A 15,386-nucleotide genomic window follows, 5' to 3' on the forward strand; every position below is an offset into this window, starting at 1 on the left:
ACTTTTTGCGTTACAATTAATTAAAACTTGAATTAATCACTCTAAGGTGGAGGCACCAGAGGAGGCTAAGCGCTTGAAAAACTTACTTACAACCCTTCGCAAAGGATACGGCAAGAAGCTCGTCTCGATCCACACGTGGAATGCCTGGCTGGTCTTAATCCTTGCCGTTAGTGGTCTAATGCTGGTAGGCGGCTTCTGGAGAGAGCTGCTGGGGGAGGGCAGAGTGTGGCTGAAATGGGGCCATATCGTGTTCGGTCTGGCGCTGTTGATCCCTGTGGTCTATTATCTGCTCCTGGCGGCGAAGCACTGGAAGCGGCTCAAGGGTAAACCTGCGCAAAAAGCCAACGTCCTCTTCGTGCTGACGCTTTTGATCGGCTGGCTGATCTCAGGGGTTGTGCTCTGGCTGTTCAGGCTTGCCGGGCCGAGAGCAGCGAATACTGCGTTATTCATTCATGATCTGCTGACCTGGGTCGGCCTGCCCGTCATCATCTATCACTCCATTACACGGGTGAAGTGGCTGAAGGAGCCCAAGAAGCGCACGATTGTGGCAGAAGCTGTACCTGTTGAAGAGGCCTCTTCTCCCGCAGGACGGGCTCGGCGCGCGGCTCCTTCTGAAGCCCAGCCTATGTATTCACGCCGCGGGTTCATTAAGGTTGCGGTAGGCGCAGGGCTTGCTGTCACGCTCGGCCCAACTTTTGTCCGCTGGATCGGTAAATCCCTGCAGTTTCCCGGCACAGCCGACTATGCGGCAAGCAATGCCAATGCATTGGTTCCCGATCCTATTCCGCTGGCAGAATCTGCACCTCCTATCGGCGGGGGAGCCGAGGGCAGCTTTCGCGTATATACAGTCACGGCCATTCCCGCATTCGACAACTCCAACTGGTCTTTTACCATTGATGGCCTGGTGGATAAGAAGCTGAGCTGGAACTGGGAAGAGTTCGTCAAGCTGCAGCGCGAGGTGCAGGTCAGTGATTTTCACTGCGTAACAGGCTGGTCTGTGTACAAAAATACATGGGAGGGCCTCCCCCTCTCAAAGCTGCTCGATATGGCCGGTGTGCAGCCTGGGGCCGTCATGGTCAAGTTCTACTCGGGAGACGGTGTCTATACGGACTCACTCACTCTGGATCAGGCGAGGATGGACGATATCATGGTGGCTGTGATGCACGATGGCAAACCTATCCCCAATCAGCTCGGCGGGCCGGTTCGTCTCGTTACTCCGCAAATGTATGCTTATAAATCAGTCAAATGGCTGAACCGGATTGAGTTAATCAATGAAGATTATGTCGGGTACTGGGAACAGCGGGGATACGATAAAGATGCCTGGCTGCCGGGTGCGAAGCGGGTATAATGTAGCTTCTGTCCTCTATTTCAGAAAAAACCTCCTTTCCCAATCCGGGATTTGGAGGTTTTTTGTTCTTGCTTAATGGATCACAGGCTTTTGAAGGAAGCGTCGTACAGGCGGAACATGGTTTTGTAGCCGGACTCGTCAATCTTGATTCCGACATCCAGACGCCCCGATATTTCCAGCGGACCAGAGGTGTAGCGGAGCTTACTGCCTTCAGGAACAAACACGATCATAATCTTGTTCCAGTAGGTCTCATCCCCATTATCGAACGGACACTCTGCACCCGGTTCGGGAATAAGCAGAAACCAGTTTTTCTCAAAAGAAAGGACCTCACCCATGAAGCCCTTAATGGTAACCTGCTGTCCGCTAAGATCCCAGAAGTGCTCTGAGGGCCGGGTCTGATCGTCTCCGTCAAAAAAACCGTTCCAGTCTATGGCCTTATTCCCTGTGGAGGCAGCACTCACGGTAGCCGCTGCCGCAGACGGTGACGGTGATGGGGATACGCTCAATGCCGGAGCAGATCCAGCCTTGACGGGCTCTGCTTCAGCGCTGCTCCCCCGGTACCCTTAGACGCTGCCGCTGGGCGGGGGCTTTGTACAGAAGAAGAGGCGGCCGGACTCGGCGTAATGGTTACATTCTTCCCGGAGGGCTTCCGGGTAGCCGTTCCAACAGGTGCAGCAGTAGGCGATGGAGACGGCTTGAACGTAACCGTCACCTTGGTCCCGGTATCCGTACCTTTGGATGGAGCAGCGGATGCAGCAACTCCGTCTTTGGCTGCTGGAACAGTGGCCTGCGGGGAAGGGGATGCGGACGACTCAGCCTCCGCCGTGACTTCCTCAGTGCTCTGCGGAGTTTCCACCACCGCCGCAAAGGACTCCCCGTTCCCATTAGCAGCAGTATTCTGGCCACATGCCTGAAGCAGCAGCATACCTGTCACAGCTCCCGACAGCAGAAGCATTCTTCCTTGTAGTCGTATCAATTGAACGTACCTCCTATGATTTGAACAAGGCGAGCGGATGCATCCGGTACATCCGGAAGGCCGGTCCAAGCGAGGACAGCAGACCTATAGCCAACGCCCCAAGCACAATAAACCAATGCTCCGGTGTCCAATGGTAAGGCTCGATTTGAATGCCCGCCTGCGAGAACAGCATGTCCTTGAGCAGAAAGGCACAGAGATGACCGATCACAAGCCCCGAGATGAGTCCGGTTGCTGTTACCACCAGGCCTTCTGTGGTCAATGTCAGCAATACATAGGCCCGTGATTTTCCGAGAAGACGTAGTATTCCGACATCCTTGGTCCGCTCCGAGGCTGCTGCAACGAGAGATAATAGAATCGCAATACCTGCGAGAAGTACACAAATGGCGGTCAGCATCCCCAGCAGCCGGGAGCCCTGATCCACTGCATTCAACACCTCGGACACGGCCTTGCTGGTAAACGCCGCCTGGACACCATTGCTGCCATCGAACGCCTGCTTCAAATCATGGGCCCCCAGCAGACTGGCCGGCTTAACCAGCACCGCCGTAATCTCCCGTTCCTCAGGGGACAGCCCGTGCACAACCCAGGCATAGTCTACTGTCGTAAAGACCGCACGGTCATCCGGAGTATGGAGTTCTGGAAGAATACCTGCTACCCTGTAGCGAAAATCATCATGGGCATGCCCGGCTTGCTCTCCCGTCCCCTCATCTTCGGCTGCCGCATGTCCTCCTGCTTCTTCGGCCTCATGATCACCTTCATGCTCAGCCGCTGCGGATTCGTGGTCTTCTCCCTGCACAAGTCCATGCGCCCCCGCAAAGGTATCGCCTACCTTCAGTCCCAGCGACCGGGCCACGTATGAGCCTACAATCGTATCACCAGTATCGGCATACATCTTGCCTTCCTGTAGCCGGCTGCCACCGTAACGGGTGAAGAAATACCCGGAATCTATCCCGACAATCGGATAGCCCTTGTAGTTGTCGCCCGTAGTCATCGCAAAGGCAGCTTCCACAGACGGGTCACGCCGGGCCTCATCCAGTACAGCGAGCGGGATATTCCCGGTTGGTGCACCGATATGATAAAAAGTATTGAGCACCAGTTGTGTCTCACTGCCCGCTGCGCCTATGACAAGATCAAAGGGGCCATAGCCTTTCTTAGCCCCCTGCTCAACACTCTGACGGGATAGAACAAGTAAAACAATAAAGGCAACTGTAACCGACACAGCACACACGGTAAGCAGAGACAGGAACCGCCGGTGCAGCACATTGCGGAGGGTGAGCCGGAACAGGCTCATAGTGAAATCCCCTCCCTGTCTATCCCGCTGAACGAAGACCGCTGCCGGGCTAATACCTCCCGGCGTACTTCATTGATATCTTGAATGTTCAAGCGGCGTGGAAACCGTTCAGCCATATTGAGGTCATGGGTTACCACGATTAAGGTGTGTCCATGGGCCTTGCTAAGCTCCAGGAGCAGAGAGGATATCTCATCGGCCGTCTCCCAGTCCAAGCTGCCTGTCGGTTCATCTGCCAGCAGAAGCGGCGGGTGATTGATCATGGCCCTTACAATAGCAACGCGCTGCTGCTGCCCGCGTGAGAGCTGGGATGGCAGATGCCTTCCGCGGCCCCCAGGCCCACCTGCTCCAGCCAGCCGTCCACTATGCGCCGTCTCTCCTTTTGCGGAAGCCGGGCCGTCATGGCAATCTCGACATTCTGCCGAGCGGTCAGCGAAGGAATCAGATGGAAGTCTTGAAGCACATAGCCTATAGCAGAAGCACGGAAGGCATCGCGCTTCGCCTCAGTTAACTCGTGAAGCAGCTGCCCATCTACGGTAATTCTGCCGCTGCTGCACTCATAATGCCGCTGATCAGATGCAAAAGCGTGCTTTTACCGGACCCGCTGGGTCCGGTAATGGCTACACGCTCTCCTTTTTCAACATTCCACCGGGGGATATCGAGGATCGGCACAGCTCTGCCGTCCACTTTGAATTGTTTGGTCAAATTCTGAATCTGGAGCAATAAGAGCCACTCCTATCTGAGCACAATGCGTTCGGACAGCGCATCCCAGGTTAAGGTCGTGCCCTTCAACTGGTTGAACGCACTAAGCGGAAGGTAGAGTACGTTGTTATCCACATCCACCGTGTATGCGGCCGCTTTACTGTTCAGCTTCGCTGTTTTACCGGTCAGGTCGACTTCAATCGTATTCTTTCCAATAGTAAGCTTGGCAGCAGAAGTGCTCCCTGTATAGGTTCCTCCAAGCGCCTTCACCAGAGCCTGAGCCGGATAGAGCACTTCATTGTCGCGGCTGATTTTGAATTTCGGATAAACATATTTCGACTGCAGCTCTGCGGAACGCTTGTTCAGATCCAGTCCCAGTATTCCCGCTCCCATAGTTGCGATCTGCGTATTGTCAATCTGCCCCTTCACCTTGTCAGCAATCGGGCCATACGCCCACACCCCAACATCCACCGCAGAGTGGCCGTGACCCGACCAGCCGACCAGCAGGCGCTTGGAAATCACTGCATTATAAGCGCCTTCCCGTTTGTACGAAGAACCGTCACCGTTCATAATCTGGGTAACTTCTTCATCCGTCAGATCTGTAATCCAGGTGTTTGCCGTTACGATTTTGCGGATCTCTTCCGGTGTCTGTGCTGCTTCAAGATCGGCTGCCAGACTCTCGGAGGAGTGCTTCTGCTTATTCCACAGATCGATGTTGATCTCATAGATATTGTCACGCGAGAGTGAGAGACCGCCTGTCTCATGGTCAGCAGTAACCACCACGGAGGTATTGCCGTTTTTCTTCGCAAATTCAACCGCTGTCTTGAAGGCTGCGTCGAAGTCGAGCGCTTCCTGCACGAGGGTCGGCAGATCGTTGGCATGACCGGCATGGTCGATACGCCCGCCTTCAATCATCATGACGAAGCCGTCTTTATCGGTGGACAGAATATTCAGTGCCTTGGAGGTCATCGCCGAGAGGCTTGGAATTTCCGGAGTGCGGTCTGGAGTGTAAGCCACATGGGAGTTACCGAACAAGCCTAACACCTTGGTATTCTTGGAAGTAAGGGCATTTAAGGCTGCGGTATTCTCAACAACCGTGTACCCTTTGGCTTTGAAGTCAGGCAGCAGGTTCTTATCCGTACGTTTGCCCTTCTCATCTTTGGTCAGGAAGAACTGCTTCCCGCCGCCCATGAGCACATCTACACCGCTCTCCAGGTACTGCGAGGCAATCGCCGATTCATTGTCACGGTTACGGACATGGGAAGCGTACACGGCAGGTGTGGCATGGGTGATACGGGCAGTGGTCACAAGGCCGGTGGCCTTGCCCGCGCTCTCAGCAGCTTCGATAATGGAAGCAAAGGGCCTCGAGACATCCTCATTAGAGACGCTGATGCCTGCGTTATAGGTTTTATGGCCTGTAGCAAATGCAGTACCAGCAGAGGCGGAGTCTGTAACGATCCCGGAAACGATTTTACCGCTGTCCTCTCCCCGGTCTGCATATGTAGTAGCTTGTCCCACGTAGTATGGATCGAGGTTCAGGTGCTTGACTCCCTTGGTATATTGCTGAAAATATCTTGCCGCAGACACTTGGGCCGGGCCCATGCCGTCGCCGATCAGAACGATAAGATTCTTAGACTGGGCCTTGGCAGCGCCCCCGGAATTAGCCGGGCTCTTGGCCGCCCCTGCAAGGGTTGCTCCTGAGACTACGGCTGCCGCCAATCCTCCAAAAATCATGCCCCTCATTAACTTGTTCATCATATACCCCTTTCCTCATTGTGACGGTTCTAATCCCAAGCTTACCTTGGAAAGATTAACTAACTGTCAAAATAAGTATGGAGTTGTATTAAATTATCAAATGTTCACATGAAAGCGGAAGGGTAGCCGTCTGCACAACAAAATCACCCTACCAGGTGACAACTACTGGTGCCTTATCCCCGTACATCCGGCCCGTTCACCCTCGCTTGCCGCAATGTGGTCAGTTTTTCGATTACATCCGGCCCGTTCACCCTCGCTTGGCGCAATGTGGTCGGTTTTTCGATTACATTCCGCCCATTCACCCTCTCTTGGCGCAATGTGGTCGGTTTTTCGATTACATCCGGCCCGTTCACCCTCACTTGGCGCAATGTGGTCGGTTTTTCGATTACATCCGGCCCGTTCACCCTCGCTTGCCGCAATGTGGTCGGTTTTTCGATTTCCTATACATCAAAAAAAAGCCCTGCGCCCCTCCGCTCATAAGCAAAGGAAACACAGGACCTATATATTCTCTTACATCTCTAGCAGCCGGATCAGCTCGTCTTCATCCTCAATGACTTGAATGCCGAGCTGCTGGGCTTTGGCCAGCTTGCTGCCCGCCTTCTCCCCGGCGATAACCAGATCCGTCTTCTTGGAGACGCTGCCGGATACCTTCGCCCCCAGAGCCTCCAGACGTTCGGCGGCTTCCTCGCGGGTCATTTTTTGCAGGGAACCGGTGAGGACGACTGTTTTGCCGCTGAAATAGGTATTGGTATTAACTACACGCGGAGCTTCAGGAGCCTTGGCCTCTACCCCCAGCGCCCGCATACGGTCGATACTAACCACTACGAACGGATCGGCAAAATAATTCACGATGCTCTCCGCCACAATTCCCCCGATATCCGGCAACCCGGCCAGTTCCTCCGCTGTAGCAGACATGACGGCTTCCAGGCTGCGGTAATGGTCGGCCAGCATTCTTGTCGTGGCTTTGCCGGTATTAGGAATACCAAGTGCATAGAGGAAGGATGCCAGATCTCTGCCTTTGCTGTCTTCGAGTGCCTTCAGCAGATTCGCCGCCTTCTTCTCTCCGAACCGCTCCAGCTTCACCAGCTGGTCGAAGGTTAGCTCATACAGATCCGCAGGCTCCCGTACACTAAGCTCCTCATGCAGCTGAGCCGCTGTCTTCTCACTGAACGTCTCGATATCCATGGCATCTCTGGAGGCAAAATGGGTAATCCGGCTGACAATCTGCGGCTTGCAGTCAAGCTTGTTATTGCAGAACAGATGAGCACCGCGCATCTCCAGCGGGAACCCGCAGGCCGGACACTCTTCGGGGAAGATAATCTCCCCGCCGTCACTCTCTTCTGTCACCTTACCCAGAATCTCGGGGATGACATCATTGGAGCGGCGGATGAACACCCGTGTGCCCAAGGCAAACTTCAGATTCTTGCGCTCAATATCGCCCACGTTGTTAAGGGTGCAGTTCTGCACCGTAACCCCGGCTAGTTCTACAGCCTCCACCCGCGCGAGCGGCGTGACCTTGCCCGTGCGTCCGACATTCCAGCTGACCGACTCCAGAATAGTTGTGGTCTCTTCCGCCTCGAATTTATAGGCTACGGCCCAGCGCGGGAACTTGTCGGTATAACCCAGCGCCTCACGGATGCGGAAATCTGTGACCTTAATAACTGCCCCGTCAATCAGATAATCCAGACCGGAACGGCTCTCTTCAATCTCTGCCAGTTGCTCGGTTACATCATCGAAATTGCTGAAGTAGTTGAGGTAAGGGTTAACCTTGAACCGGTTGCTGCGCAGGAAATCCATCATCTCCTGATGATCGGCGAACTGTGCGCCTTCTGCATACCCCACATTATAAAAGAAAGCATTCAGCCTGCGGTCGGCAGTCATCTTGGGATTCAGGTTGCGCAGCGCTCCCGCCGCACCATTGCGTGCATTCTTCAGCGGCTCTGCTGCGCGGGTATTATAATCCGCCAGTACTGACAGGTTCATAATCCCCTCGCCCTGCACTTCAATAACGCCTTCCTTGAACGGAATATTCAGCGGAACGGACTTGATCGTCTTCACCTGAGCCAGAATCCCCTCACCTGTCACCCCGTTGCCACGGGTAGCTGCTTGTACGAGCGCCCCATCACGATAGGTCAGGTTCAGCGTCAGGCCATCGAACTTCAGCTCTACGGCATAACACGGCTCCGGCAGCGGATTCTCCGGGTTCTTGGTATTATAATCATTCACCAGCTTCAGCACACGGGTGTTCCAAGTACGGAGCTGTTCAATATTCTGCGCCTTGTCCAGACTCCACAGCGGTGCCAGATGGCGGTGCGGTGTGAAGCCCTTCAGCAGCTCCCCGCCTACCCGCTGGGTTGGGGAATGCGGCAATACAATTCCGCTCTCCGCTTCCAGCGCTACCAGCTTGTCGTAGAGCACATCGTATTCCTTGTCGCTGATCTGCGGAGCATCCAGCGTATAGTAGTGATAATTGTATTGATTCAGCTCGGCTACAAGCTCTTCCATCGTGAACATCATATCCATCCGGCATATCCCTCCGTCAAATAGGTTTCCTACGGTTAGCGTGATCCAAAAGCACTGCCGTTAATCGCAAGCTTGATTTATTCAACTTTGGTGATCGGCGCAAAGCCGGCCAGCAGCCGCTTAACGCCTACCGGCGCCGGGAAGGCAATCTGCAGCTCCGTATCGTTGCCGCTGCCCTTCACGGCCACAATGGTGCCGGTGCCCCATTTGCCGTGGGCGACCTTGTCGCCCGCTTTGAAGCCTCCGGCCTCCGCAGCCGCCCCGGCCCCGCCCGTCGTGCGCTGCGCGCCTCCGGTCGTCACCACCACACGGCCCGCGCCAGGCACCGCGCTTGCCGAGCTGCCGCTGCCGAAGCTGGCGGACCCGCCGCCTCCCGGCGCGTTCCCGGCAGCAGCGGTGCGGCTGCCGAAGTTCCCCCGGCTGCCTCCGCTTCCGCTGAAGCCCCGGCCGCCATAGGCACCGCCAGCCTCCGCGCCTCCGCGCCGGAAGCGGTCCGATTCACGGACAGTATCTTCCTTCAGCTCCTCCGGAATCTCCTCCAGGAAGCGGGACGGCGCATTCGCGTTCGTCCGCCCGAACAACGTGCGCATCCGTGCGCAGCTGAGGAACAGCTGCTTCTCCGCACGGGTAATGCCCACATACGCCAGCCGGCGTTCTTCTTCCAGTTCATCATTGTCCTGGAAGGCACGGCTGTGCGGGAACACCCCTTCCTCCATCCCGATGATGAAGACGGTCGGGAACTCCAGCCCCTTCGCGCTGTGCATCGTCATCAGCACCACCGCATCACTGCGTTCTTCTTCATCATTCACGCTGTCGATATCCGCAACCAGCGCCAGATCGGTCAGGAAGGAGACCAGCGACTTATCTTCATTGTTCTTCTCGAATTCCATCGTAACGGACAGGAACTCGTCAATATTCTCCAGGCGTGAACGGGACTCCAGCGTATTCTCATTCTGCAATTCAAGGCGGTACTGCGACAGCTCGAGAATCTTCTCAGTCAGCTCTGTCACCGAGAGGAATTCCACCATCCGGTGCAGGGCTTCAATCATATCGTAGAATTCCACCAGCGTGTTGCGAGTGCGTCCGGCGAACCCGAGATCATCCACCGTCTGCAGCGCCCGGAAAATCGAGACGCCCTGGGCCGCAGCCGCTGCCGCAAGCTTCCCAACAGTTGTATCCCCCAGCCCGCGCTTCGGAACATTGATAATCCGCGTCAGGCTTATATCATCATCAGGATTGGACAGCAGGCGGAGATACGCCAGCAGATCCTTGATTTCCTTACGGTCGTAGAACTTGATCCCCCCGACGATCTGGTAGGGAATATCTGATTTGATCAGAATTTCTTCTATTACACGGGACTGGGCGTTCGTACGGTACAGAATCGCATGGTTCTGGTAAGCCTGCCCCTGCTTCACATTCTTGCTGATCTCCCCGGTGACGAAATATCCTTCGTCATGCTCAGTGTCACCGCGGAACACCTTAATCTTCGCGCCTTCATCGGAGTCGGTCCACAGCTTCTTCGGCTTGCGGCCCGTATTGAGGGCAATCACGCCGTTGGCGGCATTCAGAATGTTCGAGGTGGAGCGGTAATTCTGCTCCAGCAGAATCGTCTGGGCTTCGGGGTAATCCTCTTCGAAGTTCAAGATGTTCGATATATCCGCCCCGCGCCAGCGGTAGATGGACTGGTCACTGTCCCCGACCACGCAGATCCGGTGGTGGCCTTCAGCAAGCATCCGGCAGAGCATGTACTGCGCCCGGTTCGTATCCTGATACTCATCGACATGAATATACTTGAACTTCTTCTGATAGAAATCCAGTACATCCGGCTTCTCCTTGAACAGCTCGATCGTCTTCATAATCAGGTCATCGAAATCGAGAGAGTTATTGCTTCTCAGCCGGTGCTGGTATTTGGAATACACCTTAGCCACCAGGCCTTCAAAATAATCGCCAACCTTCTGCTCATACTGCGCCGGTGTAATCAACTCATTCTTATTCGTGCTGATGACGGCCTGGATGGCCTTCGGCTCGAACTTCTTGGTGTCGATGTCGAGATCCTTCATACAATTGCGGATGACGGACAGCTGGTCTGTCGAATCCAGAATGGAGAAATTCGAGGTGAAACCAATCTGATCGATATCCTTCCGCAGAATCCGCACACACATGGAGTGAAAAGTGGATACCCAAATATCCCGGCCCTCCGGCCCTACCAGCTTGGAGACACGATCCTGCATCTCTCGGGCGGCCTTATTGGTAAACGTAATCGCCAGAATCGCCCACGGCGGTGCCTTACGGTTCGCGATCAGCCAGGCAATCCGGTGGGTCAGCACGCGGGTCTTGCCGCTGCCTGCGCCAGCCATGATTAGCAGGGGTCCTTCAGTTGCTTCTACAGCCTGACGCTGCGGGGGATTCAGACGGCTTACGGCGTCCTGTATGTTAACAAGTTGCATGTGTTACATGCTCCTTTCTGAATATAAGCTACGCTCATGATCTATCAATTCTCCCAGTCCATCTGCGGTGTATCCCGCACAGCCTGGACCGTCAACAGCGCTTGCTCCACATTGCTATAAATAATATTGCCGACCACTACTGTATCACATAGCGTGGCTACATGCATGGCTTCCTCTGGACCTGTAATTCCGCCTCCGTAGAAAAGCTGGCTGTGCTCAACCACTTCCCTGACCTCGCGCACAATCTCCAGATCTCCGTAACGTCCGCTATATTCAAGGTAGACCACCGGGAGGTTCATCAGCTTGTCTGCAATCTGCGCATAGGCTCCCGCACCAGCCGCATCCAGCGAGCAGTCGGCACCGGTCAGGCGCGCTACCGAGGAATCGCTGTTCAGCACAATATAGCCCTCTGTCAGCAGCAATTCCCATGGGATCAGACTGCCGAAGCGTTCAATCGCCCGGCGGTGATGGCCGAGAATCCATGAAGTATCGTCAGTGTTGAGCACCATGGGAATCATATACAGGTCAAAACCGGGCACAGCGGCCTCCAGATCCGAGATCTCCAGTGCGCAAGGCAGGTCATACTGCCGGATTCTCGCAAGCAGACTCACCGTATTCTCATAAGTCACGCCGGTAGAGCCGCCTACGATAATCGCATCGGTTCCCGACTGGCACACAGCGGCCAGCTCCTTGTCACCAAGCACACGGTCCGGGTCCAGCTTGAATACATGCCGCCATGGCCTGATCATTTGCCGCATCTCGTTCATCTTTGTCCATCCTCATTGTTCATCTAAGTGAATATACACACTCCTGCGCACGCACAATCCGTATCTCTAGTCTAAGTCAGTACGAAGGGGAGTGTCAATTTAAAAGAGAACAAAATGCGAACATTTTTTCGCATATTTGCCTTAGCCTTCTCCTCGATCAGCGGAGACCCTTGATCCGGTTCAAATCATTTTCCGGGACAAAATCAGTATAGAATCCATTGACGCCCAGCCGGGACAGCTCCACAATCTCCTGCTCATCGTTCACGGTATGCACGTAGACTCTGGCGCCCGCTTTTTTCAAGTTACGCACGAAGCTCTTGGTAGCCCTGGTTGTCGGCATCGTGATGTCCACGCCGGTCTGCTTGACGAATTCAATGACCACCTCGTCGCTGTCCTCTGTCTGGTATAGGGTATAGATGATTTCCGGAAAAGCGTACACCTGCTTCACAACCTCCAGCATCTCCCGGCTGTAAATCTGCGGAACAATCCGCTCCAGCAGCGCTGGGTCCTTCTTCCGGGCGGCTTCTACAATGAGCTGAAATTGCTTCGTTACCTGTTCCGGTTCCAGCTCCTTCGTGTCCGTAACAATATAGGTATCCGGGTAGATCTCCATCAGATTGACGATTTTCTCAATATCCAGCGGAGAGTAGAGCTCCAGCACCGGGCTGTTCATCACTTCATCGTGAGTCAGCACCTCCCCCTGCTTGTCAGGAGGAAGAACCTCCTGCTGACCCAGCTTTTTACTCATACCTGAAGTCCATTCATGACGGGCCACGAGCTGTTCATCACTGGTCAGCAGCAGGTCCGCCTCAAAGATCCGGGTCCCCTGCTCATAGTTCGCAATAAAAGCGTCCTTGGTATTGGTATACGCCTTGTCATTGATTCCGCCCATGGCATGGGCAATGACCCTGTGGGCCGCGAAGCCTGTAGCTGGCTGTTTTTCTTTTCCTCCAAGCATCAATACAAGCAGAAGTGTAACAGCCCCGATCATAGTAATAGAAGCAATAAGCTTTGTTCTCTTCATGATGGCAGTCTCCTTTGCAAGTAGTAGAGAGTCGGCTGAAAAAAGCAAAAACGGCTGTGTCATCCTCAAGGGGCAGCAACCGTTTTTTAGCGGAGAATAGAATATAGATAAGACCGTGTATTAATAAGCGTTCTTGAAGCCATTACGAATAGTCTTGGCAATAATCCGGATGTCGAACAGCAGAGACCAATTCTCGATATAGAAAATATCATGCTTGATCCGGTCCTCAATCGAGGTATCCCCGCGCAGACCGTTACTCTGAGCCCAGCCGGTAATCCCCGGCCGTACATGATGCTTAACCATATACTTCGGAATCTCGCCGCGGAACTGCTCTACAAAATAAGGGCGCTCCGGCCGCGGACCAACCACACTCATCTGCCCGAACAGCACGTTGAAGAATTGCGGCAGCTCATCCAGACTCGTTCGGCGGATAAACGTACCAAAGCGGGTCCGGCGCGGATCTTCCTTCGTGCTCCAGCCTGTGTCCACCTCACCGTCCGTCTGCATTTTCATGGAACGGAACTTGTACATCATGAAATTACGGCGGTTCAGCCCCACCCGCTCCTGCTTGAAAATCACCGGTCCCGGTGAGGTCAGACGCACTCCGAGCGCAACAATCAGCATCACCGGAGACAGCATGAGAATGGCGAACAAGGCGAACAGAATATCAAACGCACGCTTTGCCATTTTGTTCCCGGCCATATCCAGCGGAATATCGCGCACATTAATCATCGGCATTCCGGCAAAGTTATCGAAATACGGACGGGCCGGCAGGTAATCGAAGAAATCGGGGATAATCAGCGTCCGCATCCCTGCCTTCTCACAAGTAGCAATAATAGCGGGATATTTCGAGTGGGCATCCAGCGGCAGCGCCAGAATCACCTCATCGACAGGGAGCATCTCCAGCATAGCCTCCAGCTGATCCACGGTACCCAGAATCGGCTTATACCGCTGCTCTTCAATACCATCCCATTGATGGAAGTCATCCAGGAACCCGATGGCCTCATAGCCCAGCTCCGGATACTGCTCCAGGTTGTTATAGAATCTTTTACCCAATGTGCCTGCTCCAAGAATCAGGACGAACTGGCGGTTGAAGCCTTTTTCACGCAGCGACTTCAGCATCTTCTTCAGCACATAACGGTACAGCATAATGGACAGAATATTGAAGCCCATGTAGATTGCTAGGTATTGCCGGGAGATATCAATTTCTCTCAGGAAGAACATCAGGCCCAGCAGGATAAAGATCCCCATGGCATGAACCTGAAAAATCTTGATGAATTCATCAATGAACCGCTTCTTCCGCTTAGGCAAGTATAGAGACACTACAATACCGATCAGTACGGCTATGGCCCCATAGATAATACTCCAGTACCCATAGGATTCTATAGGCAGCGTCCGGTAGGATTCCAGCAAGCCGCTCTTGAACTTCAGCCACCAGGCCGCAAGGAAGGACAACTGGATCACGATAAAGTCGGCTACCATATATAGTTGGGTCAAAAATTTTTGATTCCGGCGAATCATAATCTCACCTCAGCCTTCGATTCATTGCGGATACCGGCTTCCCCGGGAACATTCAGACTCTGCGCGGGTGTAGGTACCTTACGCGGGGCAATCAATGCGTTGCGCAGCAGTGACAGAGTGAACTTAACGCCGACGCCCGCATAGACCGCTCCATTTATCATACTGTTGTAGCGGCTGCTATAATGCTTCTTATGAAATAAAATCATGGCCCGGTGAAACTCATACACAATCTTGAACGGTCTGCGGCGCGCGCTGCCACCCTTCAGATGTACGATGGATGTCTGCGGATAATAATAGATCCCCCAGCCCGCTTCCTTGATCCGGTAACACCAATCCAGATCCTCTCCATACATGAAAAAGGTCTCATCCAGCCCGCCCACCTGCTCAATCGTCTCCCGCCGCAGCAGCATGAACGCTCCAACCAGACAATCTACCGGATATTCATCGTCCGGGTCCAGATAACCGAGCTGATAGCCGTTAAACTTCGGACGGTCCGGGAACAGCTTGCTGAAGCCAAAGGCATAATAAAAGGACGCAGACGGTGTCGGAAACCCTCTCCGGCAGGCCTTATCCAGCGACCCATCCGGCAGAATCACCTTACACCCGGACGCGCCAAGATCCGGACGGCTATCCATGAACGCAAGCATGGTCTCCAGCGTATCCTTACGGATCACTGTATCCGAATTGAGCAGCAGCACATAACGCCCGGAAGCGACCTCCATCCCCTGGTTATTCCCCTTGGCAAAGCCTACATTCTCCGAATTGGCGATTAACAGCACCTCCGGGAACTCCTTGCTTATCATCTCCACCGAGTTATCCTGGGAGTTATTATCTACTAGAATAATTTCATAGGAATACCTTGTCTCCGAATCATATACCGACCTCAGACAATCCATCGTCAGGCGGCATGTGTTGTAATTTAGAATCAATATACTAACATCTACATTCACTGCTATACTCTCCTGACAAATATAGTAATCTATCGACAATTATTATAACACAAAAACCCCGCTGATAGGCAGCGCCTGTTCAGGGAGG

13 protein-coding genes and 2 pseudogenes are annotated in these 15,386 nt (G+C 54.0%); 2 read left to right on the forward strand and 13 right to left on the reverse strand.

Features of this window, described 5'->3' with window-relative positions; genetic code table 11:
• Positions 1-73 precede the first annotated feature (73 nt).
• Entirely contained in the window at positions 74-1,348 is a 1,275-nt protein-coding gene (locus tag NST26_RS29615; protein ID WP_340980480.1) for a molybdopterin-dependent oxidoreductase, read from the forward strand.
• Between the two features lie 80 nt (positions 1,349-1,428).
• Here the strand turns inward: NST26_RS29615 and NST26_RS29620 are convergent, their stop codons facing one another.
• The 7 genes and pseudogenes from NST26_RS29620 to NST26_RS29650 form a co-directional block, all read right to left on the reverse strand.
• Positions 1,429-1,854: a hypothetical protein gene (locus NST26_RS29620; protein ID WP_340980481.1), complete on the reverse strand. Its 426-nt coding sequence runs from the start codon at positions 1,852-1,854 to the stop codon at positions 1,429-1,431.
• A complete protein-coding gene (locus NST26_RS29625) occupies positions 1,851-2,324 on the reverse strand; it encodes a hypothetical protein (RefSeq protein WP_340980482.1) in 474 nt (157 codons plus the stop codon). The genes NST26_RS29620 and NST26_RS29625 overlap by 4 nt, the downstream gene beginning before the upstream one ends.
• Before the next feature lie 13 nt (positions 2,325-2,337).
• On the reverse strand, positions 2,338-3,612 hold the full coding sequence (locus tag NST26_RS29630; RefSeq protein ID WP_340980483.1) for an ABC transporter permease: 1,275 nt from the start codon (positions 3,610-3,612) through the stop codon (positions 2,338-2,340).
• The gene (locus NST26_RS29635) at positions 3,609-3,872 is read right to left on the reverse strand and encodes a hypothetical protein (protein ID WP_445323347.1); all 264 of its coding nucleotides are present in this window, start codon (positions 3,870-3,872) and stop codon (positions 3,609-3,611) included. The genes NST26_RS29630 and NST26_RS29635 overlap by 4 nt, the downstream gene beginning before the upstream one ends.
• A gap of 3 nt (positions 3,873-3,875) precedes the next feature.
• Positions 3,876-3,965 (reverse strand): annotated as a pseudogene (locus NST26_RS34120) (hypothetical protein); the annotation flags it as partial.
• 32 nt (positions 3,966-3,997) lie between these two features.
• A pseudogene (locus NST26_RS34125) lies at positions 3,998-4,296 on the reverse strand (ATP-binding cassette domain-containing protein); the annotation flags it as partial.
• Between the two features lie 48 nt (positions 4,297-4,344).
• Positions 4,345-6,066, reverse strand: coding sequence for an alkaline phosphatase (locus tag NST26_RS29650; protein ID WP_340980881.1), 1,722 nt, complete (start codon positions 6,064-6,066; stop codon positions 4,345-4,347).
• A gap of 168 nt (positions 6,067-6,234) precedes the next feature.
• Between NST26_RS29650 and NST26_RS29655 the strand changes: the two genes are divergently transcribed.
• Positions 6,235-6,546 (forward strand): hypothetical protein, encoded by a 312-nt coding sequence (locus NST26_RS29655; protein WP_155991148.1) that lies wholly within the window; start codon positions 6,235-6,237, stop codon positions 6,544-6,546.
• Positions 6,547-6,576: 30 nt separating this feature from the next.
• Here NST26_RS29655 and ligA read toward each other — a convergent pair whose 3' ends face one another.
• The 6 genes from ligA to NST26_RS29685 all read right to left on the reverse strand — a co-directional run bounded on the left by ligA (position 6,577) and on the right by NST26_RS29685 (position 15,298).
• Positions 6,577-8,589, reverse strand: coding sequence for an NAD-dependent DNA ligase LigA (gene ligA / locus NST26_RS29660; RefSeq protein WP_036721079.1), 2,013 nt, complete (start codon positions 8,587-8,589; stop codon positions 6,577-6,579).
• Positions 8,590-8,666: 77 nt separating this feature from the next.
• Entirely contained in the window at positions 8,667-11,036 is a 2,370-nt protein-coding gene (gene pcrA, locus NST26_RS29665; protein ID WP_340980488.1) for a DNA helicase PcrA, read from the reverse strand.
• 44 nt (positions 11,037-11,080) lie between these two features.
• A complete protein-coding gene (locus NST26_RS29670) occupies positions 11,081-11,794 on the reverse strand; it encodes a heptaprenylglyceryl phosphate synthase (RefSeq protein ID WP_340980882.1) in 714 nt (237 codons plus the stop codon).
• Positions 11,795-11,960: 166 nt separating this feature from the next.
• Positions 11,961-12,827 carry a phosphatidylinositol-specific phospholipase C/glycerophosphodiester phosphodiesterase family protein gene (locus NST26_RS29675; protein WP_340980489.1) on the reverse strand — a complete coding sequence of 289 codons (867 nt, stop codon included), beginning with the start codon at positions 12,825-12,827 and terminating at the stop codon, positions 11,961-11,963.
• A gap of 120 nt (positions 12,828-12,947) precedes the next feature.
• Entirely contained in the window at positions 12,948-14,348 is a 1,401-nt protein-coding gene (locus NST26_RS29680) for an undecaprenyl-phosphate glucose phosphotransferase (RefSeq protein WP_340980490.1), read from the reverse strand.
• Complete coding sequence (locus NST26_RS29685; protein WP_340980491.1) at positions 14,345-15,298, reverse strand: glycosyltransferase family 2 protein; 954 nt, start codon at positions 15,296-15,298, stop codon at positions 14,345-14,347. Before NST26_RS29685 ends, NST26_RS29680 begins: the two co-directional genes overlap by 4 nt.
• Positions 15,299-15,386: the final 88 nt, after the last annotated feature.

Origin of the sequence: Paenibacillus sp. FSL R7-0128, assembly GCF_038002245.1 — a bacterium.
In the GTDB taxonomy this organism is placed as follows: domain Bacteria; phylum Bacillota; class Bacilli; order Paenibacillales; family Paenibacillaceae; genus Paenibacillus_AQ; species Paenibacillus_AQ silagei.

Excerpts from the sequence above, each read along its gene's own strand:
- NST26_RS29675 (WP_340980489.1), bottom strand. The coding sequence starts at position 12,827 with ATGAAGAGAACAAAGCTTATTGCTTCTATTACTATGATCGGGGCTGTT.
- NST26_RS29630 (WP_340980483.1), bottom strand. The coding sequence starts at position 3,612 with ATGAGCCTGTTCCGGCTCACCCTCCGCAATGTGCTGCACCGGCGGTTC.
- NST26_RS29635 (WP_445323347.1), bottom strand. The coding sequence starts at position 3,872 with ATGATCAATCACCCGCCGCTTCTGCTGGCAGATGAACCGACAGGCAGC.
- NST26_RS29650 (WP_340980881.1), bottom strand. The coding sequence starts at position 6,066 with ATGAACAAGTTAATGAGGGGCATGATTTTTGGAGGATTGGCGGCAGCC.
- NST26_RS29680 (WP_340980490.1), bottom strand. The coding sequence starts at position 14,348 with ATGATTCGCCGGAATCAAAAATTTTTGACCCAACTATATATGGTAGCC.
- NST26_RS29670 (WP_340980882.1), bottom strand. The coding sequence starts at position 11,794 with ATGCGGCAAATGATCAGGCCATGGCGGCATGTATTCAAGCTGGACCCG.
- pcrA (WP_340980488.1), bottom strand. The coding sequence starts at position 11,036 with ATGCAACTTGTTAACATACAGGACGCCGTAAGCCGTCTGAATCCCCCG.
- ligA (WP_036721079.1), bottom strand. The coding sequence starts at position 8,589 with ATGGATATGATGTTCACGATGGAAGAGCTTGTAGCCGAGCTGAATCAA.